Source organism: Haematobacter genomosp. 1 (assembly GCF_002196855.1).
Classification (GTDB): domain Bacteria; phylum Pseudomonadota; class Alphaproteobacteria; order Rhodobacterales; family Rhodobacteraceae; genus Haematobacter.
In genome coordinates this window covers 40479-64524 of record NZ_NIPW01000022.1, presented here as the reverse complement: position 1 = coordinate 64524, position 24046 = coordinate 40479, and the positions used below count along the sequence as shown (strand labels likewise).

The 24046-nt window shown below is 67.6% G+C and carries 21 protein-coding genes; 14 read left to right on the top strand and 7 right to left on the bottom strand.

All coding sequences use genetic code 11. The features are described from left to right. The gene (locus CDV49_RS11725; protein WP_088215632.1) at positions 1–801 is read left to right on the top strand and encodes a family 1 encapsulin nanocompartment shell protein; all 801 of its coding nucleotides are present in this window, start codon (positions 1–3) and stop codon (positions 799–801) included. A 157-nt stretch (positions 802–958) separates the two neighbouring features. Here CDV49_RS11725 and CDV49_RS11720 read toward each other — a convergent pair whose 3' ends face one another. Then, positions 959–3214 (bottom strand): heavy metal translocating P-type ATPase, encoded by a 2256-nt coding sequence (locus CDV49_RS11720; RefSeq protein WP_088215631.1) that lies wholly within the window; start codon positions 3212–3214, stop codon positions 959–961. 95 nt (positions 3215–3309) lie between these two features. Here CDV49_RS11720 and CDV49_RS11715 point away from each other — a divergent pair, with 95 nt between their 5' ends. Then, positions 3310–3771, top strand: a complete 462-nt coding sequence (locus tag CDV49_RS11715) for a MerR family transcriptional regulator (RefSeq protein WP_088215630.1) — start codon at positions 3310–3312, stop codon at positions 3769–3771. Between the two features lie 21 nt (positions 3772–3792). Here the strand turns inward: CDV49_RS11715 and CDV49_RS11710 are convergent, their stop codons facing one another. From CDV49_RS11710 to CDV49_RS11690, 5 genes are read right to left on the bottom strand one after another with little or no spacing between them, the layout of a single operon-like run. Further along, positions 3793–4578 carry an oxepin-CoA hydrolase, alternative type gene (locus tag CDV49_RS11710; protein ID WP_088215629.1) on the bottom strand — a complete coding sequence of 262 codons (786 nt, stop codon included), beginning with the start codon at positions 4576–4578 and terminating at the stop codon, positions 3793–3795. A 2-nt stretch (positions 4579–4580) separates the two neighbouring features. Beyond that, positions 4581–5735, bottom strand: coding sequence for an acyl-CoA dehydrogenase family protein (locus tag CDV49_RS11705; protein WP_088215628.1), 1155 nt, complete (start codon positions 5733–5735; stop codon positions 4581–4583). Positions 5736–5746: 11 nt separating this feature from the next. After that, positions 5747–6940 (bottom strand): acyl-CoA dehydrogenase family protein, encoded by a 1194-nt coding sequence (locus tag CDV49_RS11700; protein WP_088215627.1) that lies wholly within the window; start codon positions 6938–6940, stop codon positions 5747–5749. 2 nt (positions 6941–6942) lie between these two features. Next, on the bottom strand, positions 6943–8127 hold the full coding sequence (locus CDV49_RS11695; protein WP_088215626.1) for an acetyl-CoA C-acyltransferase: 1185 nt from the start codon (positions 8125–8127) through the stop codon (positions 6943–6945). Positions 8128–8148: 21 nt separating this feature from the next. Beyond that, positions 8149–10257 carry a 3-hydroxyacyl-CoA dehydrogenase NAD-binding domain-containing protein gene (locus CDV49_RS11690; protein ID WP_218821951.1) on the bottom strand — a complete coding sequence of 703 codons (2109 nt, stop codon included), beginning with the start codon at positions 10255–10257 and terminating at the stop codon, positions 8149–8151. A gap of 186 nt (positions 10258–10443) precedes the next feature. Here CDV49_RS11690 and CDV49_RS11685 point away from each other — a divergent pair, with 186 nt between their 5' ends. The 12 genes from CDV49_RS11685 (at position 10444) to CDV49_RS11625 (ending at position 23746) form a co-directional block, all read left to right on the top strand. Next, the gene (locus CDV49_RS11685; RefSeq protein WP_088215625.1) at positions 10444–11238 is read left to right on the top strand and encodes an IclR family transcriptional regulator; all 795 of its coding nucleotides are present in this window, start codon (positions 10444–10446) and stop codon (positions 11236–11238) included. Between the two features lie 163 nt (positions 11239–11401). After that, a complete protein-coding gene (locus tag CDV49_RS11680; RefSeq protein WP_088215624.1) occupies positions 11402–12211 on the top strand; it encodes an IclR family transcriptional regulator in 810 nt (269 codons plus the stop codon). A 47-nt stretch (positions 12212–12258) separates the two neighbouring features. Then, on the top strand, positions 12259–13860 hold the full coding sequence (locus tag CDV49_RS11675) for a class I adenylate-forming enzyme family protein (RefSeq protein WP_088215623.1): 1602 nt from the start codon (positions 12259–12261) through the stop codon (positions 13858–13860). Between the two features lie 25 nt (positions 13861–13885). Further along, on the top strand, positions 13886–15052 hold the full coding sequence (locus CDV49_RS11670) for an ABC transporter substrate-binding protein (RefSeq protein WP_218821950.1): 1167 nt from the start codon (positions 13886–13888) through the stop codon (positions 15050–15052). Between the two features lie 22 nt (positions 15053–15074). Continuing rightward, the gene (locus tag CDV49_RS11665; protein WP_088215621.1) at positions 15075–15950 is read left to right on the top strand and encodes a branched-chain amino acid ABC transporter permease; all 876 of its coding nucleotides are present in this window, start codon (positions 15075–15077) and stop codon (positions 15948–15950) included. Next, the gene (locus tag CDV49_RS11660; protein ID WP_088215620.1) at positions 15947–16903 is read left to right on the top strand and encodes a branched-chain amino acid ABC transporter permease; all 957 of its coding nucleotides are present in this window, start codon (positions 15947–15949) and stop codon (positions 16901–16903) included. The genes CDV49_RS11665 and CDV49_RS11660 overlap by 4 nt, the downstream gene beginning before the upstream one ends. Next, positions 16890–17603: an ABC transporter ATP-binding protein gene (locus tag CDV49_RS11655; protein WP_088215619.1), complete on the top strand. Its 714-nt coding sequence runs from the start codon at positions 16890–16892 to the stop codon at positions 17601–17603. The genes CDV49_RS11660 and CDV49_RS11655 overlap by 14 nt, the downstream gene beginning before the upstream one ends. Continuing rightward, positions 17587–18324 (top strand): ABC transporter ATP-binding protein, encoded by a 738-nt coding sequence (locus CDV49_RS11650; protein ID WP_218821949.1) that lies wholly within the window; start codon positions 17587–17589, stop codon positions 18322–18324. The genes CDV49_RS11655 and CDV49_RS11650 overlap by 17 nt, the downstream gene beginning before the upstream one ends. Then, a complete protein-coding gene (locus CDV49_RS11645) occupies positions 18317–18772 on the top strand; it encodes a PaaI family thioesterase (RefSeq protein WP_088215618.1) in 456 nt (151 codons plus the stop codon). Before CDV49_RS11650 ends, CDV49_RS11645 begins: the two co-directional genes overlap by 8 nt. An 805-nt stretch (positions 18773–19577) precedes the next feature. Continuing rightward, entirely contained in the window at positions 19578–20084 is a 507-nt protein-coding gene (locus CDV49_RS11635; RefSeq protein ID WP_218821948.1) for an RNA polymerase sigma factor, read from the top strand. Next, a complete protein-coding gene (locus CDV49_RS11630) occupies positions 20084–21034 on the top strand; it encodes a FecR family protein (protein WP_088215615.1) in 951 nt (316 codons plus the stop codon). Before CDV49_RS11635 ends, CDV49_RS11630 begins: the two co-directional genes overlap by 1 nt. Before the next feature lie 159 nt (positions 21035–21193). After that, entirely contained in the window at positions 21194–23746 is a 2553-nt protein-coding gene (locus CDV49_RS11625; protein ID WP_088215614.1) for a TonB-dependent siderophore receptor, read from the top strand. On the opposite strand, the gene CDV49_RS11620 is transcribed toward CDV49_RS11625, so the two are convergent. After that, positions 23734–24015 (bottom strand): hypothetical protein, encoded by a 282-nt coding sequence (locus CDV49_RS11620; protein ID WP_088215613.1) that lies wholly within the window; start codon positions 24013–24015, stop codon positions 23734–23736. The genes CDV49_RS11625 and CDV49_RS11620 overlap by 13 nt on opposite strands. Positions 24016–24046 lie beyond the last annotated feature (31 nt).

The following is a 24046-nucleotide window of genomic DNA, read 5'->3' as shown; positions in this document are numbered from 1 at the left end:
ATGGACAATCTACACCGCGCGCTGGCCCCGATCAGCGACGCCGCCTGGGCGCAGATCGAGGAGGAAGCCTCCCGCACGCTCAAACGCTATCTCGGGGCGCGGCGGGTGGTGGATATCCACGGGCCGGAGGGGTTTGACCTGTCGGCGGTGGGCACCGGGCACCTGAAGGCCGCCTCCAGCATCGCCGAAGGTGTGACCTGTCGCCAGCGGGAGGTGAACCCCCTTGTCGAACTGCGCGTGCCTTTCAGCCTGACCCGTTCCGCGATCGACGATGTTGGCCGAGGCTCCAACGACAGCGACTGGCAGCCCCTGAAGGATGCCGCCCGGCAAATCGCGCTGGCGGAGGACCGGCTCGTGTTTCTCGGCTACCCCGAGGCGGGGATCCGGGGCATCCTGCCGGAGAGCGACAACCCCGCCGTGCCGCTGCCCGCGAATGTCGCCGACTACCCCGAAGCCGTCGCCCGCGCGGTGAGCGAGCTGCGGCTGGCGGGGGTGAACGGGCCCTACGCCATGGTTCTGGGCACCGCCGCCTTCACGGAAGCCACGGGCGGGGCGGAGGACGGCTATCCCGTGCTCAACCACCTCCAGAAGCTCGTCGATGTGCCGGTGGTCTGGAGCCAGGCGTTGGAGGGCTGCGCCGTGCTCACGACACGGGGGGGCGACTTCGACCTCTGGCTCGGCCAGGACATCTCCATCGGCTACCTCTCCCATGACGCGGAACAGGTGACGCTTTACCTTCAGGAGAGCCTGACCTTCCAGATGCAGACCAGCGAGGCCGTCGTCGTCCTGGCAGGACACTGAAAAAGCATTCCGCGGCTGCCCCGGGGCGGGGATCTTCCCCACATTGCTGAGGCGCGCCCCGGAAACCGCAGGTTCTGGCGTGTGACCGGAGAGATCTTCCGGCTTTCAACGCAAGACCCGGGGTGGTGCCCGGCTTTTTCGGCAACCTGCTAGGCCATCACCGCTCCGGGTTGAAGCGCAGCAGCCGAAGCGCGTTGAGCGTGACCAGAACCGTCGCGCCCGTATCCGCGAGAATGGCCAGCCACAGACCGGTGATCCCCAGTGTGGAGGTGACGAGGAACACCGCCTTCAACCCGAGCGCCAGTGCGATGTTCTGATGGATGTTCCGCATCGCCCCGCGGGCAAGGCGCACCATTGCCGCCACGTCCGCCACCCGGTCGCGCAGGATGGCGGCATCCGCGGTTTCCAGCGCCACATCCGTGCCCGACCCCATCGCCACGCCCACGCCTGCCTGCTTCAGCGCCGGGGCATCGTTGATACCGTCGCCGATCATCATGACGCCGCCCGCCGCCTGCATTTCCCGGATCGCGGCGAGCTTGTCCTCCGGCAGCATCTCCGCGCGGAAGTCCATGCCCAGCTCCCCCGCAATGGCGGCTGCGGTACGGGGATTGTCGCCGGTGAGCATCGTGGCGTCTATCCCGAGCGCGCGGAGCTGCCGCATCCCCTCCGCCGCATCCGGGCGCGGCTCATCCCGGAGCGCGAGCAGGCCGAGCGGCTGGCCGCTGCGGAAGACGGCGACGACCGTCTTGCCTTCCGCCTCCAGCGCCGTGGCGCGGCCGGGATCCGCCACTCCGGTCATCTCCGCCGCGTAACGGGGCGAAGAGACCCATGTCTCCACCCCGTCAACCCGCGCGACCGCCCCTTTGCCGGGGATCGCCCGCGCCTCCGCAGAGGGCCGCGGGACGAGGCCGGACGCCCCTGCGCGGGCGAGGATGGCCTGCGCGAGCGGATGGCTGGAGCCGCTCTCCACACCGGCCGCGACGGTCAGAAGGTCCTCCTCCGACACGCCCGGCGCGGGGACGACATCGGTCACCACCGGCGCGCCGCGCGTCAATGTCCCGGTCTTGTCGAATGCCGCATGGCTCAGGGTGGCGGCGGCTTCGATCACTGCGCCGCCCTTCATCAGCAACCCCCGCCGCGCGCCCGCCGACAGGGCCGAGGCGATGGAGGCGGGAACGGAAATGACCAGCGCGCAGGGGCACCCAATCAGCAGGATGGCAAGGCCGCGATAGACCCAGGTGCTCCAGTCCGCCCCGGCCAGCAGCGGGGGCAGCACCATGACCAGCGCCGCGATCCCCACGATCAGCGGCATGTACCAGCGGGAGAACCGGTCGATGAAACGTTCCGTCGGCGCGCGGGCCTCCTCCGCCTCCTCGACCAGCCGCACGATGCGGGCGATGGTGTTGTCGCTGGCCGCCTGCGTCACGCGCAGGCGCAGCGCGGCCTCCACATTGATGGTTCCGGCGAAAACCTGTTCCTTGGGGCCCTTGGTCCGGGGGACGCTCTCGCCCGTGACGGGGCTTTCGTCGATCCCGCTCGTGCCCTCGATGATCTCGCCATCCGCGGGGATCCGGTCGCCCGGCCGGACAAGCACGATCTGCCCGATCGTGAGCGTTCCGGCCTCGACTTCGCGCAGGCCGGATGGCGTCTCGAGCAGCGCGACCTTCGGCACCAGAGCGGCGAGCGCGCGGATGCCGCTGCGGGCCCGATCCGCCGCCACGCCTTCCAGCACCTCGCCCACGGCAAAGAGAAAGACGACCACCGCCGCCTCCTCCACCGCGCCGATGAGCAGCGCGCCGAGCACGGCGATGGTCATGAGGCTTTCGATGGTGAAGGGCTGGCCCGTCCGCAGCGCGGCCAGCGCCCGTTTCGCCACGGGCGCGACACCGATCAGGCAGGCAAGCAGAAACGCCCAGTAGCCCAGACCCGGCCCGGCCAGCAGCTCCACGGCCCAAGCCACCGCCAGCAGAGCGGCGGTCAGGATCACCAGCCGGCCCTTGGCGGTGCGATACCAGCGTCTGTCAGGATCCGCAGGGTCCGGCGGAAGGCTCGCGGCCGGGGGCGAAGGCGCGTCGCCGTGTTCGTGCTCGTGGTCGTGGTCGCCGCCGTGGTTGTGCTCCTTCTTGGCAGGGGCATCGGCGGGAAGCATGGCGGGTTTCTCCTGCGGTGCCGTCTGCGTTACCGTCTGCGGGGCGGGAGCGATGCCGAACCCCAGCCGCCGGACGGTATCCTCGATCTTTGCCGGATCCGTCGTGCCGGGGGCAAGATGGGCTGTCAGGCGTTCGGCCATCAGGGCCACACGCACATCGCTCACTCCCGGCAACCGCTCCACCGCGCGTGTGATCTTGGCGGTGCAGGACGCGCAATCCATTCCCGTGACGGTCCATTCCCGGCGGTTCGCTCCATCGGCCATGCCCTGCTCCTTCGCTCGTCCGCGAGGCACATCTTGCCCCTTGCGATTCGCGGTCTTACTTCCTCCAGTAACTAGAGGAGCAAGAGAATACCGGTATGCTCACCATTGGCGATCTTTCAAAGTCGACCGGCGTCAAGGTAACGACGATCCGCTATTACGAGCAGATCGGCCTGCTGCCCGAGCCGGACCGGAGCAGCGGCAACCGCAGGCTCTATGACCGGCCCGCGCAGGACCGTCTGGCCTTCGTGCGTCACGCCCGCGATCTGGGCTTCTCCCTGGAGGCGATCCGCGAATTGCTCGACCTCTCCGACGACCCTGACCGCTCCTGCCGGGCCGCCGACGATATCGCCCGGCGTCAGCTGCGAGAGGTGAAGGCGCGCATTTCACGTCTGGATGCGCTGCGGGGGGAGCTGGAGCGGATGCTCAAGCACTGCTCCAGCGGGACAATCGCCGATTGCCGGGTGATCGAGGTGCTGGGCAATCACGCGCTTTGTGCCGATGCACACGATGCAGGGGACCATGGGAGAGAGAGCCATGGAGCAGAGGGCCAGGCCTGACCGGCCCGGCCCCCGCAAGTATCAGTCGCCCGCCCCGAAGCGGGGGCTGCGTTTTTCAAGGAAAGCCTTGATCCCCTCACCCGCATCCGGCGCGACGGCGTTTCGGGCGAAGCCATCGCGTTCCCGGTCAAGCTGTTCCGAAAAGGTCACCACCTGCCCGGAAGAGATCAGCCCCTTGATGGTGCCGATGGCCCCGCGCGGGCCGGACGCCAGCCGCTCCGCCCGCGCCATCGCGGCTGCAAGCGCGCCTCCCTTGTCGGTCAGCTCGTTGACCAGACCCAGGGCATGCAGACGCTCCGCCTCCACCGGACCGCCTTCCATCGCGATCTCGGAGAGCAGTTGACGCGGCAGCATCCGCGCGAGAGAGGCCGTGGCCCCTCCATCCGGGCTGAGGCCGACCTTCACATAGGCCAGCATGAAGCGCGCATCCCGCGCCGCAACCATCATGTCGCAGGCGAGCGCGAGGGAAAAGCCCGCCCCGGCGGCCCAGCCTTCGACAGCGGCGATGACCGGCACCGGAACCTCGCGGATCGCACGGATGAAATCGTGCAGCTCCTCGATCCCGCCCCGGATCCCGGCCTCTCCCGAGGCACGCCGCGCGCCGATCCCGGCGAGGTTGCCGCCCGAGCAGAAGCTCGGCCCCGCCCCCGTCAGCACCACCGCGCCGATGGAGGCATCGCTCGCCGCCAGCGCCATGGCCTCCCGCCCGCCGCGATAGACCTCCGGTGTCAGCGCGTTCCGTGTCGCCGGATCGTCGACGGTCAGCAGGAGCACACGCCCCTGCCGCTCCTGGCGCAACTCCGCCATCGTCAGGCCGCCGCGATCAGGCCACCGGCATCCGTCACCCGCGCGAGGTGATAGGCCGTGTCGCCGAACTGCGTTTCGATGATGGCGAGCCGCTTGAAGTAATGCGCGCCCAGATATTCCATCGTCATGCCGATGCCGCCGTGAAGCTGTACCGCCGTCTGGCCGACGAAGCGGGCAGAGCGGTTGATCTGCACCTTCACCGCCGACAGCGCGGCGCGGCGTTCGGCGGCATCCTCCGCCTCCACCATCATCGCGGCGTAATAGGCCATGGACCGGGCCTGCTCCACCATCAGCAGCATGTCCACCGCCTTGTGCTGCAACACCTGGAAGGAGCCGATGGCGACGCCGAACTGGTTGCGGGTCTTGAGGTAATCGACCGTCAGCCCGTGCAGCGCCTCCATCGCGCCGACCGCTTCGGCGGCCAGCGCGGCGATGCCCGCCTCACCCACCCGCTCCAGCACCGGATAGCCCTGCCCGACCTGGCCCAGAACGTCCTCCGCCGCGAGTTTCACGCCGGAGAAGTCCACATCGGCCAGCCGCCCGCCATCCTGCGAGACATAGCCCCGCACCGTCACGCCCTCACGGTCGGCGGGGACGAGGAACAGCGTGATGCCGCTTTCGTCCCGCCGCTCGCCCGCCGTGCGCGCCGAGACGATGAAAAGCCCCGCCGTATCGCCGTTCAGCACCAGTTCCTTCCGCCCGGTCAGGACAAAGCCCGCGCCCTGCGCTTCCGCACGTGTCGCCACGTCGAACAGGTCGTAGCGCGCCTGCGGCTCCTGAAAGGCGAGCGACAGGCGGAGATTGCCCTCCGCCACCTCGGGGATCAGCGTCTCCTTCTGCCGGGCGTTCCCGGCCAGACGCAGCGCGGTGGCCCCCAGAACGCCCGTCGACAGATAGGGCTCCAGCGCGAGGGTCCGGCCGACCGCCTCCATGGCGATCATGGTTTCCACCGGACCACCGCCGAAGCCGCCGTCCTCCTCGGAGAACGGCATGCCCAGCAGGCCGAGTTCCGCATAGCCCGCCCAGATCGCCGGGTCGAAGCCGCCCGTATGCCTGCGGTTCTTTTCCCGGTCCTCAAGGGAGCCGTAGCGCGCGGCAAGGAACCGGTCCACGCTGTCCTTGAGCTGCGATTGCTCGCTGGTGAAATCGAAGTCCATCGCTCGCCCCCTTAAAGCCCGAGAATCGCCTTGGCGATCACGTTGTGCTGGATCTCGTTCGATCCGCCGTAGATCGAGACCTTGCGGTTGTTGAAATAAAGCGCCGCCGCCCCGTCAGCCCAGTCGAAATCGGGCAGTTCGTTGCCCTCGCCCGCCCGGTCCGGCCCGACCGCCGCATAGGGGCCCGCAAGCTCCAGCAGCAGTTCGGTGGAAGCCTGCTGAAGCTCCGACCCTTTGATCTTCAGGATGGACGACGCCGGGTCCGGCTTGTCGGAGCCCGACTTCATCTGATTGGCGATCACGCGCATGTTGGTGATCTCCAGCGCCTTCAGCTCGATCTCCACCTGCGACAGACGGGCGCGGAAATCGCCGTCCTCCCACATGGTGCCGGTGCCGTTCGGCACCTCGCGGGCAAGCCGTTTGATCCGTCCGATGCGCTCCTTGGTCATGCCGATGCGGGCGATGCCGGAGCGTTCGTTGGCGAGCAGGAACTTGGCATAGTCCCAGCCCTTGTTCTCCTCGCCGACGAGGTTCTCCACCGGGACGCGCACGTCGTCGAAGAACACCTCGTTGACCTCGTGATGGCCCTCGATGGTGATGATCGGACGGACGGTAACGCCCGGCGTCTTCATGTCGATGAGCAGGAAGGAGATGCCCTGCTGCTTCTTCACCTCCGTGTTGGTCCGCACGAGGCAGAAGATCCAGTCGGCATACTGGCCGAGCGTCGTCCACGTCTTCTGACCGTTGACGACGTAATGGTCCCCGTCCCTGACCGCGCGCGTCTTGAGGCTGGCAAGGTCGGAACCCGCACCCGGTTCGGAGAAGCCCTGACACCACCAGATGTCGAGATTGGCCGTTGCGGGCAGGAAGCGCTTCTTCTGCTCTTCATTGCCGAACGCGGCGATCACCGGGCCGACCATGTAGCAGTTGAACTGCAACGGCAGCGGCACGGCGGCCTGCTGGAGTTCCTCGGTGAAGATGTAGCGCTGGATCGGCGACCACGGCTGACCGCCCCATTCCAGCGGCCAGTGCGCCACCGCCCAGCCCTTCTTGTTCAGAATGCGCTGCGAGGTGACGATATCCTCCCGCGTGAGCTTCCGTCCGGCGGAGACCTTTTCACGGATCTCCTCCGGGATTTCCTTGCGGAGAAACTCCCGCACCTCGGCGCGGAACGCGTTTTCCTCAGGGGTGAAACGAAGATCCATGCTCAGCTCCCGATTTCGAAAAGACCGGCCGCACCCATGCCGCCGGCGATACACATTGTGACGACCGCGAGCTTTGCCCCCCGGCGCTTGCCCTCGATCAAAGCGTGGCCCGCAAGACGGGCACCCGACATGCCAAAGGGATGGCCGATGGCGATGGCCCCGCCGTTGACGTTCACCTTCTCCGGGTCCAGCCCCAGCGTGCGGATGCAGTAGAGCGATTGCGAGGCGAAGGCCTCGTTTAGCTCCCACAGGTCGATGTCGTTCACGGTCAGCCCGTGACGTTCCAGCAGGCGGGGCACGGCAAAGACCGGGCCGATGCCCATTTCGTCCGGCTCGCATCCAGCCGTGGCATACCCCCGGAAGGTGCCGAGCGGTTGCAGCCCGCGGGCCTGCGCCTCCACATCCGACATCAGGATCAGCGCGGAGGCGCCGTCGGAAAGCTGGCTCGCATTGCCGGCGGTGACGAACTCATCCTCACCCCGCACGGGTTTCAGCTTTGCCAGCCCCTCATAGGTAGTGTCGGGCCGGTTGCCCTCATCCATCGCGATCCGCCCCGCGCGGGTGGTGGTTTCGCCGGTGGCCTTGTCCGTCACCTGAAAGGTCACGTCCATGGGGACGATCTCGTCGTCGAACCGGCCCGCTTCCTGTGCGGCGGCGGTGCGGCGCTGGCTTTCCAGCGAAAAGCGGTCCTGCTCCTCGCGGCTGATCTGGTAGCGGCGGGCGACGTTGTCCGCCGTCTCGATCATGGAGATGTAGATGTCGGGCTTGTGCTCCATCAGCCAGGGGTTCTGCACCAGGTCGCGCCGGGTCACCGGCTGAACGAGGCTGATGGATTCTACACCCCCCGCCACGGCGACCGGCGTGCCGTCCCGGGTAATCCGGGCGGCGGCGGCGGCCACCGCCTCCAGCCCCGAGGCGCAGAACCGGCTCACCGTCACGCCCGAGGACTGGACGGGGATACCGGCCATGATCGCAGCGTGGCGCGCGACGTTCCCGCCCGTCGCCGCTTCGGGATAGCCGGTGCCGAGCACGACCTCCTCCACCGCCTCCGGCTCCACCGCGGCCTTGGCAAGCGCGGCGCGGATGGCGTGGGAGGCCATGTCCGCCCCGCGCGTCAGGTTGAAACTCCCGCGATGCGCCTTGCCGACCGGCGTGCGCGCCGTGGAAACGATTACCGCTTCAGTCATGTATCTCTCCCCGAAAGGCGCTCACGCGCCTTCCTTAAGCGATTGGAAACCCTTGCCTTCTTCGGCAAGACGGCGGAGCAGTGGCGCAGGTTCCAGTTCCGGCGCGTCGAACCGCTTCGCCTGCGCCTCGAGCGAGGCCACGATCCTGTCGAGCCCGACGCCATCGGCCCAGAACATCGGCCCGCCCGTCCAGGAGGGCCAGCCGTAGCCGTTGATCCAGACAAGGTCGATGTCGGAGGGGCGGTAGGAAATCCCCTCCTCCAGAATGCGGGCACCCTCGTTCACCATCGGGTAGAACAGGCGCTCCACGATCTCATCGCCGGTCAGCGTCTCGGGCGAGACACCGCGGGCCTTCGCCTCCTCGGCGATGATCTGAGTTACTTCCGGGTCCGGCACGCCCTTCCGCGCGCCTTCCGGGTAAAGGTAGAAGCCGCGGCCCGTCTTCTGTCCGAACCGCCCCATCTCCGCCAGCCGGTCGCCGATCGGGGCGAAGCCGCCGAACGCCTTGCGCGTGCGCCAGCCGATGTCGATGCCCGCAAGGTCCAGCATGGCGAACTGCCCCATGCGGAAACCGAAGCCGGTGATCGCGTCATCGACCTCCGACGGGCTGACGCCGGACAGGAGCAGACGCTCCGCCGCGCGGGTCCGCTGGGCCAGCATCCGGTTGCCGATGAAGCCGAAGCAGACACCGGAGACCACGGGCAGCTTTCCGATCTTGCGCCCGATGGTCAGGCCGGTTTCCAGCACATCCGGCGCGGTCCTGTCGCCGCGCACAACCTCCAAGAGCCGCATCACATTGGCGGGGGAGAAGAAGTGCAGCCCGATCACATCCGCCTCGCGTCCCGGCGCGGCGGCAGCAATTTCGTTCACGTCGAGATAGGATGTATTGGTCGCGATCACCGCGCCCGGCTTGGCCACGCGGGCCAGCTCCCCGAAGATCTCGCGCTTGACGCCCATATCCTCGAAAGCGGCCTCGATGATCATGTCGGCCTCACCGGCGGCGGAAAGGCCCACCTGCCCCTCGATCAGCGCCATGCGCTTCTGAAGGTCGGCCTCTGACAGCGAGCCGCGCTTGACGGAAGCCGCATAGGTGCCCCGGATCCGCTCCAGCCCCTTGGCGAGCAGCTCCTCCGACGTCTCGATCACGCGGACCGCAATCCCCGCATTGGCAAAGGCCATGGAGATGCCCGCGCCCATCGTGCCGGCGCCGATCACGGCGACCTTCTCCACCTTGCGGGGCTTCACGTCCTTGCCGATACCCGGCACACGGCCGGCGGCGCGCTCGGCGAAGAAGACGTGGCGCAGCGCCTTCGACTGATCGGAAGCGACGAGGGTCTTGAACTCCTCCCGCTCCACGGCGAGGCCCTCGGCAAGCGGCTTGTCGAAGGCGGCTTCCACCGAGCGGATCAGCGCGCCGGTATTCAGCAGGTCGCCGGATTTCTTCCGCGCCTCGGCGGCAGCCGCGTCAAAGGCCGCGCGGGCCTCCGGGCTGCTCTCGACGCGGCGCTGGCCGGTCACGGGCCAATCGCCCTTGTCGGCGAAGGCCAGTGCGAGACGGCGCGCGGCGGGAAGCAGATCATCGGCCTCCACCACCTCGTCCAGCAGGCCGAGCGCCTTCGCTTTCGGCGCCTTCACCGGATCGCCCTTCAGCATCATGGCGAAGGCATCGGCGGGCGCGAGGATGCGGGGCAGACGCTGCGTGCCGCCCGCACCCGGAATGATGCCAAGCTTGATCTCCGGCAGACCGATCGCCGCGGCGGCGGAGCCCACGCGGCCATGACAGGCCAGCGTGAGCTCACATCCACCCCCGAGCGCCGCGCCGTTGACGGCGGCGACGACGGGCTTGACGCTTTCCTCCACCCCGGAGAGCAAATCGGGCAGAGTGGGCGCGACCGGCGGTTTGCCGAATTCCGTGATATCCGCCCCGGCGCAGAAGATCCGGCCCGCGCCCGTGATCACCACGGCGCGCACGTCCGGGTCGGCCCCCGCGCGGGCAAGACCGTCGAGGATGCCCTGCCGCATCTTCGCCGAAAGCGCATTCACCGGCGGAGAGGTCAGCGTGATCAGCGCGACGCCCCCTTCGGCGGCATAGCTGGTGGCTTCGGCTGCGGGCATCGTCGAATCGTTCACGGCATTTCCTCCACGTTCCGCTGTGCAGAACAATTATCTGCTGGTCGGAATTTGTGCTCCCAAAATCGCGCAGTGTCAAACCCCAAGTCGCCGCTTTATTGGGCGTGTATTGTTCCACCTGACGGAATTGCGTTGACTCGATGTGACGCTGCGGACAAATGGGAACTTCATCGCAAGGAGCAGTCAGTGGCAAGCCGATCCCAGAATTTTTCCTCCGAGGAAGACGACAGGAGCTTCATCACCGCCCTGGCGCGCGGGCTGGATGTTCTGTCCAGCTTCAAGCGGGGGGAGGAGTTTCTGGGCAATACGGAGATCGCCGAACGCTGCGGCCTGCCCAAGTCCACCGTCTCGCGGTTGACGCATACGCTGACCCGCCGGGGGTATCTCACCTATTCGGAGGCGCATGGCAAATACCGGCACGGCCCGGCGCTCATGGGGCTGGCCTCCGTGGTGCTCGGGGGGCTGAACATCCGGGCGCTGGCGCGGGAAAGGTTGCAGGATCTGGCCCATTTCGCCAATGCCTCTGCCGGGCTGGGGGTGCGGGACAGGCTCTCCATGCGCTATGTCGAATGCTGCCACGGCAGGGCGACCATCCTTCTGAACGTGGAAATCGGCACCCGGATGTCGCTCAGCCGCAGTGCCATGGGGCGGGCCTATCTCGCCGTCTGCGACAGCCGTGAACGGGACGATCTGATGGACGAGATTCGCGCCATCGACGAAAGCGCCTGGCCCCGGTTGCGCGCGGGGATCGAGAAGGGTCTGCGGGATTACGAGCAATATGGCTGCGCCACCGCCTTTGGCGATTGGCAGGAAAAGGTGAGCGGCATCGCGGTGGGCTTTCACCCCGGTGGCGGGCTGCCGCCGATGGTGCTGAACTGCGGCGCGCCGACCGTGATGACCCCGCCGGACTTCCTGCTCTCGGAAGTCCGGCCGCGCCTGACCGATATCGCACGGAGCCTGACCGGCCGAGTCGGGGGCTGACAAACCGCCATTCACCCGGATTTCGCTCAACGCGGCTCAGTTCTGCGGTGCAGAATTAGGTCGTCCGACAAAATAGTTTCGCTGTGCGAAATCATGTTCCATTTTACTTTGACATTCCCGCCGGCGTCGTGCCATCCCCTCGGAGGAGGAGAAGGAGGACGGGATGATGCCGCGGGAGGCGGGACTCGAGCCTGAAACGCAGCCCGGCAATCGGGACCGCATGTTCGTCACCGCGCTGGCCCGCGGTCTGGATGTGCTGCGCGCCTTTGGCGGCGCGGACCGGACGCTGGGCAATCAGGACATCGCGCGACGGACGGGCCTGCCCAAGGCCACCGTCTGCCGGATGACCCATACCCTTACCGAGCTGGGCTACCTCCGCGCCGATGAGGCGACGGGCAAGTACCGGCTGGACATCGGCGTGCTGTCTCTGGGCTACAGCGCGCTTTCCTCGCTGGATTTCCGGGAGGTGGCGCGGCCCTTCATGCAGACGCTGGCGCTGGAGACGGACGCATCCGTCTCCATGGGCCGCAGGCACCGGGCCGCCATGGTCTATGTGGAAACTGCGCGCGGGCGCGGGCCGCTCAAGCTGAACCTCGAGGTGGGCTCGCGCATACCGCTTGGCACCACCTCCATGGGCAAGGCGTGGTTTGCCGTCGCACCGGAGGCGGACCGCACGGAGGCGATGGACCTGCTGAAGGCCCGCCACGGCGTGGACTGGCCCGCCGTGCGCAAGGAGATAGAGGACGGAATGCGCGACCACGCGACGCTGGGTTTCACCCAGACGACCGGCGCCTGGCAAAGCACGATCCATTCCGTCGGACGCGCCATCCCGCTTTCCGGCGGGCGCGGCGTGCTGTCGTTCAACTGCGGGGCGCCCGCGCTCGTCATGCCGGCGGACCGGCTGGCGGCGGATTTCGGCCCCCGCCTTGTCGAAACCGTCGGTCGGATCGAGGCGAGCCTCGCCCGGCGCTGATACCGGGCCAGCCGCCCGCTGGCCGACGCTGACACTGGAGAGACGCGATGACATCGCATGGAGACATTGCCGAACCAAAGACCCCGGCAGCGGCTGCGGAGGCCACCCGCGCCCGCGCCTTCGCCGCCCTGAAGACGCTGCCGCCCCGGCTGGCCGATGTGGTCTTCGACTGGGCGGAGCGCACCCCCGACGCCACCGCGCTGGTGGAGGGTGACCGCCGCCTGACCTATGGCGAAGCCGCCGCGGCGATCCGGGACACCGCCCGCTGGCTCACCGATCAGGGATTGCGGCCGGGAGACCGGCTCATGGTCGTGAACGAGAACGGCATCGCGCTCGCCCTGCTGCTGCTGGCGGCGGGCACGATCGACGTGTGGCTGGCCACGATCAACGCGCGGCTCTCGGAGGGTGAGCTTGAGACGATCCGCGCGCATTCCGGCGCGCGCCGCGTGATCTATACCGTCGAAGTGTCCCCGGATGCGGCGCAGCATGCCGCCCATGCCGGCATCGCGGAGATCGACGTGCCCCATCTGGGCCGCATCGCCATCGGCCCGCTGAACGAGACGACGCTGCCCGAGCCGGTGGACCCGACGGGCGAGCAGGTGGCCGCGCTCATCTACACCTCCGGCACCACGGGCAAGCCGAAGGGCGTGATGCTCACCCACCGGAACCTGCTGTCGATCGGAAGCCTGTCCGCCGCCACCCGCCAGATGCGCCCGCAGGACGTGGTCTATGCGGTGCTGCCGATGTCGCATGTCTATGGGCTGTCCTCGGTGTTCCTGTGCTCGCTGACCTCGGGCGCGAGCCTTGAGTTCATGCCGCGTTTCTCCGCCCGCAAGGTGCTGGAGGATCTGCAATCGGGGCGGATCACCTGCTTCCTCGGCGTGCCCGCGATGTATGCGCGCTTCATCGAGCTGCTGGGGACGGAGGCGCGCCTTTCCATCCCGGCGCTCCGCGTCCTGTCCTCGGGCGGCTCGCCGCTCGATCCGGTGGTGAAGGCGCGGACGGAGGCGCTCTTCGGGCTTCCCGTCCTGAACGGCTACGGGCTGACGGAGGCCTCGCCCACGCTGACCGGCATGATCTGGGGCACCCGGCGCGCGGACGTGTCCGTGGGGCCCGCGCTTCCCGGCGTGGAACTCCGCCTCGTGGGGCCGGACGGCAAGGATGCGCCGGAAGGCGGGATCGGCGAGCTCTGGGCACGCGGCCCCGGCATCATGAAGGGCTATTATCACGCCCCGGACCTGACGGCGCAGGTGCTCTCTCCCGATGGCTGGCTGAACACGGGCGATTTCGCGCGGATCGATCCTGACGGAGCGGTGTTCATCGTGGGCCGGTCGAAGGAACTCATCATCCGTTCCGGCTTCAACGTCTATCCGGTGGAGGTGGAGGCCGTGCTGAACGCCTTCCCCGGCATCACGCAATCCGCCGTCGTCGGGCGCCCGGCAGAGGCCGGGAACGAGGAGGTCGTGGCCTTTCTCGAACCCGCGCCGGAGGTGGCGCTCGATCTCGACGCGCTGAAGGCCCACGTGGCGGCCAATCTCGCGCCCTACAAGCATCCCAGCGACTACGTGGTGATGCAGGCGCTGCCCGCAGGGGCAACGGGCAAGATCCTGAAGAACCGCCTCGCCGCGATGGCGCGGGGCGACACCTGACATGACCCTTGGGGGAGGAGAAAGAATGCTGAGACTTCTCGCGGCCTCGGCGCTCGCGCTGACGGTCGGACTTGGCGGCGCGACAGGTGCGCGTGCGGCGGAATTCATCATCGGATCGGAACTGCCGCTCACCGGCCCGCTGGCCCGCGTGGGCCAGGGCATGAACGAGGGGATCCAGGTCGCCGCCGAGATCTTCAACCGCACCAACGGCCGCCACACGGTAAAGGTCATCACCGTGGACGACGAAACCCAGCCGGCCAAGGCCATCGCGGCAATCGAGAAGCTGAACTCCGAGGGGGCGATCGCCTTTACCGGCGGCTACGGCTCCAACATCATCGGACCGGCCTCCGACACGGCGGAGCGGTTGGGCAAGGTCTATATCACCTCCGGCGGGGTGGCCACGGAACTGAGCCACCGGGGTCTCAAGACCTTCTTCCGCATCAACAACGCGGCGGGCTATGCCAAGGCGCTGGCCGGATTCTACCGCGATCAGGGCATCCGTTCCGTCTCCGTGCTCTACTCCACGCGGGAGGCCACGCAGGAAGTGGCCCGCATGCTGGAGAAGGACTGGCAGGCAAGCGGCATCGCGGTGACCATGCACCCGTTCGACGCCTCCGTGACCGACTTCAAGCCGATCATGCACAAGATCAAGGTCATCGACCGATCGGAGGCCATCGCGATGATCGGCTATGAGAACGACTATGTCGGGATCATCCGCGCCGCCCGCGTCTTCACCCCGGATGTCAAGGCCATCGGCGGGGTCTGGTCGCTCACCACCACCAAGATGTGGCGGGACTTCCCCGAGCTGATGAACAACGTCTACGGCACCTCCACCGTCTCCTTCCCGCCGAAGTTCCTGACAGAGCAGGAGCGTGTCTTTGCGGAAGTCTATGCGCAGATGTTCGGCAAGGATGTCGATTACCTCGGCATCTACGGCTATGTGCAGTCCACCCTGCTGTTCAACGCGGTGGCGGAGGCCTATGACGCGGGCGATCCCTCCACCGAAGGCATCATCCGCGCCCTCCGCGGCAAGGAACATGAGACGCTGATCGGCACCGTCCGCTTCGACGAGGGCGGCGACAACGTGAATTTCTCGCACCGGATCGGCCAGCATCAGGCCGGACAGATCCCCATCGTCTGGCCGCCCGAGGCCCAGACCGGCCCCGCCACCTTCCCCGGCGTCGCCTGGTAACGGCGCGTTCCACGGAAAGACCATGACAGAACTCATCATCCAGTCCCTGTATTCTGGGGTTCTGGTCGGCGCCTACTACGCGCTGATCGCCCTCGGTCTCGCGCTCGTCTTCGGGACGATGCGGATCATCAACCTCGCCCATGGGGAGCTCGTGCTCCTCGCGGGTTACATCGCCTATACGGCGGAGTCGCAATACGGCCTCAACCCGATCTGGGCGCTTCCCTTCGCCGTGGTGATCGTGTCGCTCACCAGCGTGCTCGTCTATCTGCTGCTCACCCGCATCAAGACGGACCGGGAGATCAACTCCCTGATCCTGACTTTCGGCATCGGCATCGCGCTTACCAACGCGATCCTACTCATCTGGTCGGCGGACGTGCGCTCCACCAACGTCGCCTGGTACCACGAGCCCTTCGTGATGGCCGATACCTTCTATGCCATGAAGGCGGAGGTGCTGGCGGCGCTGGCGGGCGCGGTCATGGTCGCCGCCGTCTGGTGGTGGCTCAACCGGAGCTGGTATGGCCGGGCGCTCCGCGCCGTGTCGTCCAATCGGGATGCGGCCAAGCTCATGGGCATCAACCCGCGCACGACGGAGGTTCTCTCCTTCGGCGTGGCCGGGCTGCTTGCCGCCATCGCGGGCGTGGCGCTCTATACCGGGCAGGTGATCCAGCCCTCCGTCGGCCATGCGCTGACCATCAAGGCGTTCGTCATCACCGTTCTGGCGGGTCTCGGCTCCGTGCCGGGTGTGCTGGTGGGCGCCATCCTGATCGGTATCGCTGAAAGCCTGACGGCAACGCTCTGGTCCTCCGCGCTGCAGCCGATGGCGGGGATGGTCCTGTTCCTCGTCGTTCTTCTCGTCATGCCCTCCGGGCTCTTCGGCCGTGCGAGGAGGCGCGGATGAAACATATCGCACTCATCGTCTTTCTCGCCCTCGCCTATATCGCCGTCCCGCTGGTCTTTGCCACGAATACCTATGTGATGGGCATCATCGTCGCGGCGCTCACCATCGCGGGCATCGCGGTTTCCTGGGCCATGCTCGGCAATCTGGGCGGCATGGTCAGCTTCGGCCAGGCCGCGTTCTTCGGCGTCGGGGCCTATGCCTCCGCCCTTCTGGTGATGAAGGCGGGCTGGCCGGTGTTTCTGGCCATGCCGGTGGCGGGGCTGATCGCCTCGGCCGCGTCCATCGTGACCATGCCCGCGCTGCGGCTCCGGGGGCCGTATTTCGCCCTCGCCATGCTGGCCTTTGCCGAGATCTTCCGCATCCTCGCGACCGAGATGCGCTGGCTCACCAACGGCGCGGGCGGCATCCTGTCGATCCCCCGCCTGCCCAAGATCGGGAGCATCGACTTCGGCACGCCGCTCGGCGGGTATTTCGTGGTGCTGTCGCTCGTCCTGTTCAGCATGCTGATCTATGCGCTGGTGCGCCGCAGCCCCGAGGGTCTCGCTCTCCGCGCGATGCATGAGAGCGAGGACGCCACCCGTGTCGTCGGCGTGAACGCCACGCTGCTGAAGGCGCTGATCCTGCTGCTCTCGGCGTTCTTCGCGGGGATGATGGGCGCGTTCAACGCGCATTATATCAACTTCCTCGAACCGGAATACGCCTTCAACGGAAGCTGGACGACGCTCGCCATCGTCGCGGCGATCTTCGGCGGCTACCGGACGCTCTGGGGTCCGCTCGCCGGCGCGATGGTCGTCTATCTGGTGGATCAGTTCGTGTTCAAGCAGATCCTGCCCGCCGGCCACCAGCTCATCCTCGGCGCGCTGCTGGCCGTGATCGTCATCGTCTCGCCGCAGGGCCTGCTGCCCTGGATCCGGGATCGTTTCACCAGGGGGGGCAGCCATGCTCGCGCTTGATGGGGTCACCGTCGCCTTCGGCGGGCTCGTCGCCGTTTCGGATGTCAGCTTCTCGCTGGCGGAGAAGGAAGTGATCGGCCTCGTCGGTCCGAACGGAGCGGGCAAGACCACGCTGTTCAACGCCGTCTCCGGTCTCGTGCGGCCGACGAAGGGGACGCTCTCCTTCTCCGGGCACAACCTGATCGGCATGCCCATCCACAAACGCGCGCGCATCGGCCTTGGCCGGGCGTTCCAGGTGCCGCAGCCGATGCACGAACTGACGGTGCGGGAGAACCTGATCGTCGCGCAGCGCTTCGGCACCGGCCGCGTCGATGCGGAGAAGATCGCCGAGATCCTCGACATAACCCGCCTCGGCCACAAGGCGGACATGGATGCCGCCACCTCTCTCGCGCTGACGGAGCAGAAGGCGCTGGAGGTGGGCAAGGCGCTCGCCACCAATCCGCGGCTGCTCATGCTGGACGAAGTGCTCGCCGGGCTGGAAACGGCGGGCAAGCGCGCCTTCATGCAGACGCTGGACGAGGCGCGCGCGCGGTTCGGGCTGGCCCTGCTGATGGTGGAGCATGACATCGAGACGATCTCCAACACCTGTCCGCGCGTCATCGTGCTGAACTTCGGCCGCCTCATCGCCGACGGCACCCCTGACGACGTGTTCCGCAACCCCGAAGTGATCAGGAGCTATACCGGTGGCGAAGCTGCTTGAAATCGACAAGGTCCGCGCCGGCTACGGGGCGATCAACGTGCTGTGGGACATCTCCCTCTCGGTGGAGGAGGGCAAGCTCACCTGCATCCTCGGCCCGAACGGCGGCGGCAAGACCACGCTCATGCGGGCGATCATGGGGCTGATCCCCGTCCGCTCGGGCGAGATCCGCTTTGCCGGGCGGAATGTCGCGGGGACGCCCACCTGGACGCTGGTCAAGGACGGTATCGCGATGATCCCGGAGGGCCGGATGATCTTCCGCGACATGACGGTGGAGGACAACCTGCTGATCGGCGGCTTCATCGAACGGTGCCGCCCGAAAGTGCCGCGCAATCTGGAAATGGCCTATGACATGTTCCCCCGCCTGAAGGAGCGCCGCCATCAGCTCGCCAGCTCTCTCTCCGGCGGCGAGGCACAGATGCTCGCCATGGGGCGCGGGCTGATGGAGGAGCCGAAGGTGATCCTCGTGGACGAACCCTCCCTCGGGCTGTCGCCCGTGATGACGGATGAGGTCATGGCGATCCTCGACCGTCTGAAGAAGGAGGGCCGGACCATCGTGCTGGTGGAGCAGAACACCAACAAGGCGCTGAAGATCGCGGACCATGTCTATCTGGTCCGCGGGGGCAAGGTGATCCTCTCCGAACCCGCAGAAGCGGTTGACCTTTCCCATCTTCACGATCTCTACTTCGCGCGCGATACCAGCGAAGAGCGAGTTCATGCCTGAAGACACCCCCATCCCCGCCTTTCCCGTCAAGCAGGAGAACACGCCGGAGGGCTTGCGCGGTGTGCTGGACTACCGGCTCGCCGAATGGTCGGACGGGCGGGCGGTGGTTGAGATGCAGGTGGACGGTCGGCACCTCAACCGCTCGGGCGTGTTGCACGGCGGGGTGATCGCCACGCTGCTCGACGCCTCCTGCGGCTATGCCGCGACATGGAGCGGCGATCCGGCGAAGCCGAAGGCGGCCGTCACCCTGTCCCTCACCGTGTCCTATACCGGGCAGGTGAAGGAGGGGGTCGTGCGCGCCACGGCGCTGATGAAGGCGGGCGGGCGGAAGATCGTTTTCTGCACCGGCGAGGTGCGCGACGCGGCGGGTAATCTCATCGGCATGGGCGAAGGGAGCTTCCGCTTCCGTTCCGGGAGCGAGCGGGACAGCCCCGTCGCCTCGGCATGAGGACGGGTCCGGGCGGGGCGGCTGGCCCGGACGCAGCAGCTTGGCGTGGCCGGAGTGGACTGGCCCCGGCGCGGTGGAACGGGCGGGGCGGATCGGGCGGCTGGATCGGACAAATCGGCGGCGGCATGGCTAAAACCGCTTCCTGATCCAACAGGCTGCCGAACAGTTCCGGGATACCATGTCTATGCCCTGTGCATCGGAGCATCGGCCGCGGAATGTTTGGATTTCGTCAGGTTTCAGGCGATTTCCCACTCCCGCGCAGACCTGAAACATTGCTGGGGCAGCCTGTAAAGGGTCGCGGACCTGCCGGAGACGCGGCTGCTGCGACCCGCCCTTTAGCGGGCTGCTGAAAAACTCCCGAAGTGTCATACCTCTGTGCCGGAAATCGGAAAATCAGCCCGTAAGTATAGATTTCCGGCCGGATTTCGTCAGGTTGCGAATGATTTCCGCTCCAACACAGGCCAAAAACCCTTTTCAGCAGCCTGTTAGAGGTAGCGGGGCCCGCCCATCCGCCGCAGAGCGACGACCGAGCCGGTCATCGCCCATGACCCGTCGCCTTTCGGGTGGTGGCGGAGGTGGCTCATGTCGGAAAGTCCCGAGAGGACGCCGATCCGAAGGCGGCTCCCGCGCGCCCCTTGCGAATCCCTCCGCCTGCCTTTGTCCGCCGCCCCACATGCAATCGGGCGCATCGACGACCGTTTCCCGCTCCGCCGCCAAACTGTCTCTGGTCATTGACCGGACGCGTGAAGTAAAACTCTCGGGAATTGGCCCCTCCCGCCGTCACGGAGGGTCGCGGGAGAGTGCCGTGCTGACCGAACTCTATCTCCTCAGACGACGATCCCTGCTCGCGCGGCTGGCCGGGCGCGTCGGGCACTGGCATACGGCGGAGGATCTCGCGCAGGATGCCTGGGTCCAGCTCACGCGGGCCGTCGCGACCCAGCCGGTGAACCGGCCCGAAGCCTTTCTGAACGAAACCGCCCGCAATATCGCAACGGACCATGCCCGCCGCGCCCGCAGACGCGCGCGGGTGGAGACGGAAGTCTTTGACCCCGCCGCGCTTGAGGATGTGGCGGCCGACGCCCCGACCCCCGAAGCATGCCTCATGGAACGCCAGCGGCTCACAGCCCTGCGGGCGGCCCTCGCCGCGCTGCCCGAACGCGCGCGGGAGGTCTGGCGGCTTTCCTATGTCGAAGGTTGGAGCTATGCCCGGATCGCGGAGGATCTCGGCGTGTCGCGCAACACCGTCTATAATGACATGAAGCTGGTCATGGGCCATTGCCGGGACGTGCTGCGCCGGGTCGAGGGAGACTGATGCCCCGACCGACAAGCGCCGAGGTGGAGGAACAGGCTCTGGACTGGTTCCTGCGGCTGGGTGACAACCGGGCTGCTGCGGACCGGACGGCGTTCGAGCGCTGGCTCGCGGCGGATGCGCGCCATCGCGCCGCTTACGACGACCTTGTCGCCACATGGCAGGCGCCTGCCCTTCGTGCCGCTTCCGCCGGTCTGCGCCCTCCTCTGCGCCCACCGGTTCACCGGCCCGGCAAGGCGCGCCAGCGGCTGGCGATTGCAGGCCGGATGGCGGCAGTGCTGCTGGTCGCCTGCCTGATCTGGCAGGCTCCGCGGCTGCTCATTACCTGGCAGGCCGACTACGCGACCCGCGCGGGAGAGCAGGAGCGCATCGCACTGGCCGACGGAACACAGGTCACGCTGAACACCGGCTCCGCCATCGCGGTGGAGATGACGGGCGGCGTCCGGCATGTGCGGCTGCTGGCGGGCGAGGCATTCTTCGACGTGGCCCATGATGCGCTCCACCCCTTCGTCGTCACCGGCAGGCGGGGCGAAGTGCGCGTGACCGGCACGGAGTTCACCGTCCGGCTTGATGAGGTGGGGGACCGGGTCGTGCTCCGCGAGGGCCACGTGGCCGTGCACGAGATCGACGGCCCGGACGAGGCGACGCTGGAGCCGGGCGAGGCCGTGACCGCGCTCGCCGAAGGAGGGCTGTCGCCGGTCACACGGGCCGATACGGACAGCGCGCTGGCATGGCTCGGCGGGCGGATGGAGATCAGCGACGCGCCGCTCGCCCAGGCGGTGGCAGAGATCGGGCGCTACCGGGCGGCGCCTGTGATGCTGTTGCGGGGAGGGGTGCGGAACGTGTCGGGCAGTTTCTCACTACGCGATCCCGATGCCGCGCTGGCGGCGCTGGCTGGGCTTTCGGGCCTCACCGTCCGTCACCTGCCGGGCGGGGCGGTGGTGCTGTACTGAGGCTCGAACCGGACCGATGCGTGAACCGGGCGGTCGGCGCGCGGTGGAGCAACAAAGAAAAAGTAAAAAACTCGGGAAAAATTTGTGACGCGGACAGGGCCTGAACGTCATTGTTTCCGAAGGGGCGACATATGCGCCCGACAGAACAACGAGGGACAGATGAACGGGCAGAATACGGAACGGCGAACGGCGCGGAGCCGGGGGATCGCGCGGCTGCTCCTGAGCGTGGCGCTGGCGGGGCCGGTGTTGGGAGTGGCGGCAGCGCTGCCCGTGGCTGCGCAGGCCCAGAGCATCGCCATCCCGGCGCAACCGCTTTCCAGCGCAATGAGCGCCTTCGGCCGGGCGACAGGCTGGCAGGTGGCCTATCCCCCGGCGCTCGCGGGTGTGACGACGCGCGCCGTCTCCGGCAGCCTCGCGCCCGAAGCGGCGCTGCGGCAGATGCTGGAGGGCACGGGCATCGCGCTCCAGCGTACGGGGGCAAGCAGCGCGGCCCTCCTGGCCCCCGCCGCCGCAACCGGCGCGGCATCGGGCACCGTCCTCTCCCCCGTCATGCTGACGGCGCAGAACAGCGGCACCGGCCCCGCCGGTATCGTGCCCCGCGTCTCCACCTCGGCCACCCGCACCGATACCCCGCTGATCGAGACGCCGCAGACCGTGAACGTCATCGGGCGGGAACAGATGGAGGAACAGGGCGCGACCACGGTCAGCCAGGCGCTGCGCTATACGCCGGGCATCGTCACCGGCACCGCCGGGGCGCAATCGGACCGGTTCGACAGCTATTTCGTGCGCGGCTCGGGCGGGTTCTCCGCCGATGCGAGCTATGCCAGCACGCTGGACGGGCTGCGCTGGCGCTTCCCCGACCGGACGGGGGTGCAGTTCGACCCATGGATGCTGGAGCGCGTGGAAGTGGTGAAGGGCCCCGCCTCGACGCTCTTCGGCTCCGGCTCCCCCGGCGGCATCGTGAACCTCGTCTCCAAGCAGCCGGAATTCACCCGCGCGCGGGACGCCTACCTGGCCTTCGGCAGCCACGGGCGGAAGGAGGCGGGCATCGACCTGACCGGCCCGCTCAACGAGGATTTCGCCTATCGTTTCATCGCGCTCGGCCGTGCGGGCAAGACGGGGATCGACTACCAGCATGATGAACGCGTGCTGGTGGCCCCCTCGCTCACCTGGGCGCCGACGGATGACACGCGGTTCACCCTGCAGGCGATGTATCAGCACGACCCGAAGGCGCCGGACGGGCAGTTCGTGCCGCCGCTCGGCTCCGTTCTGCCGATCCCCGGCTATGGCACCGTGTCTCCCACCTTCTGGCAGGGCGATCCGAACTGGCAGGAATACAGCCGGACGCAGAAATCCATCGGCTTCCAGTTCGACCATCAGTTCAACCCGGTCTGGAGCGTTCACAGCCGCTTCCGCTACGGGGAGCTTGACAGCACCACCAAGGCGCTCGACTTCGCGTGGATGTCGGACGAGGTGACGATGAACCGGCTGATCTATCTGGCCGACCATCAGTCCTACTCCACCGCCTTCGACACCTATGCGCAGGCGAAATTCTCCACCGGCTCCGTCGATCACACGCTGCTGGCGGGGGTGGATTACCAGAAGCTCTCGGGCGGGTTCCGCGACGGCTGGGACAGGGCCAACTATCCGTCGATCAACATCTTCGACCCGGTCTACGGGCTGGACATCGACCGGGTGACGCCCTTCCGCGCCTTCCGCCAGCCGTTCGAACAGACGGGCTTCTACCTTCAGGAGCAGGCGTCCTTCGGGCAGTGGCGCTTCATGGCGGGGCTACGTCATGACGACATCCGCTCCGGCTCCAGCGTGACGAACGGGCTGAACGGGGCGGTGACCTCCTCTTCCGCCAAGGATTCAAAGGTGTCCTGGCAGCTCGGCACCGTCTATCTGATGGACAACGGCTTCGCGCCCTTCGTGAACTACTCGACCTCGTTCGAGCCGGAGCTGGGCGTGACCGCCTCGGGCGACGTGCTGCACCCGTCCACCGGCAAGATGCTGGAGGGGGGTCTGCGCTATCTCGCTCCCTCGGGCGACCGGTCCTTCGGCATCACGCTGTTCTCCGGCAGCAAGGACGGCCAGCCGGTGGCGGATTCGGTCAACGTGGCGGAATGCGCGGCGAATGTGGGGGCCTTCTCCACCTGCTACACGCAGGACAACAAGTCCGAGGCCAAGGGTGTCGAGCTTGAAGCCCGTGCGTCGCTGGCGCAGGGGCTGGACCTGATCGGCAGCTATACCTATCAGAAGGTGCGGCTGACTGAATCCTCCGACGCGGCGATCAACCCGGACATCCTGAACGGCGACCGCTCGGTGGACAAGCATCTGACCGGCGTTCCCGATCAGATCGCCTCGCTCTGGCTCAACTACCGCCTGCCCTCCTCCTCCCCCGTTCCGGGGCTGTCGGTGGGCGGCGGCGTGCGCTACGTCGGCTCCACCTATGCCACCGGCAACAATGTCTGGGGCGCGACGGAAGGGCCGTACGAGGGCCGGGCCGCCAAGGTGGACAGCTTCACGCTGGTCGATCTCGCCATCGGTTACGACTTCGGCGCGCAGGATCCGTCGCTGGCGGGGCTCCGCGCGAACCTGAACGTGACGAACCTGTTCGACAAGGACTATGTCGCCGCCTGCAACGGCTACGGCACCTGCTCCTTCGGGGCGGAGCGGCGCGTGCTGCTCACCCTCGCCTACTCATGGTGAAGCGGCTGGCCCGCCCCGCGCAGCCGGAAGCGGGCAGCCCTGCGACCTGCTGGCCCGCCCCCGCACGCGGGGCGGGCCAGCAGGCACATCCCCAGCAGGCACATCCCCAGCAGGCACATCCCCAGCAGGCACATCCCCAGCAGGCACATCCCCAGCAGGCACATCCCCAGCAGGCACATCCCCAGCAGGCACATCCCCAGCAGGCACATCCCCAGCAGGCACATCCCCAGCAGGCACATCCCCAGCAGGCACATCCCCAGCAGGCTCATCCCCAGCAGGCTCATCCCCAGCAGGCGGGAC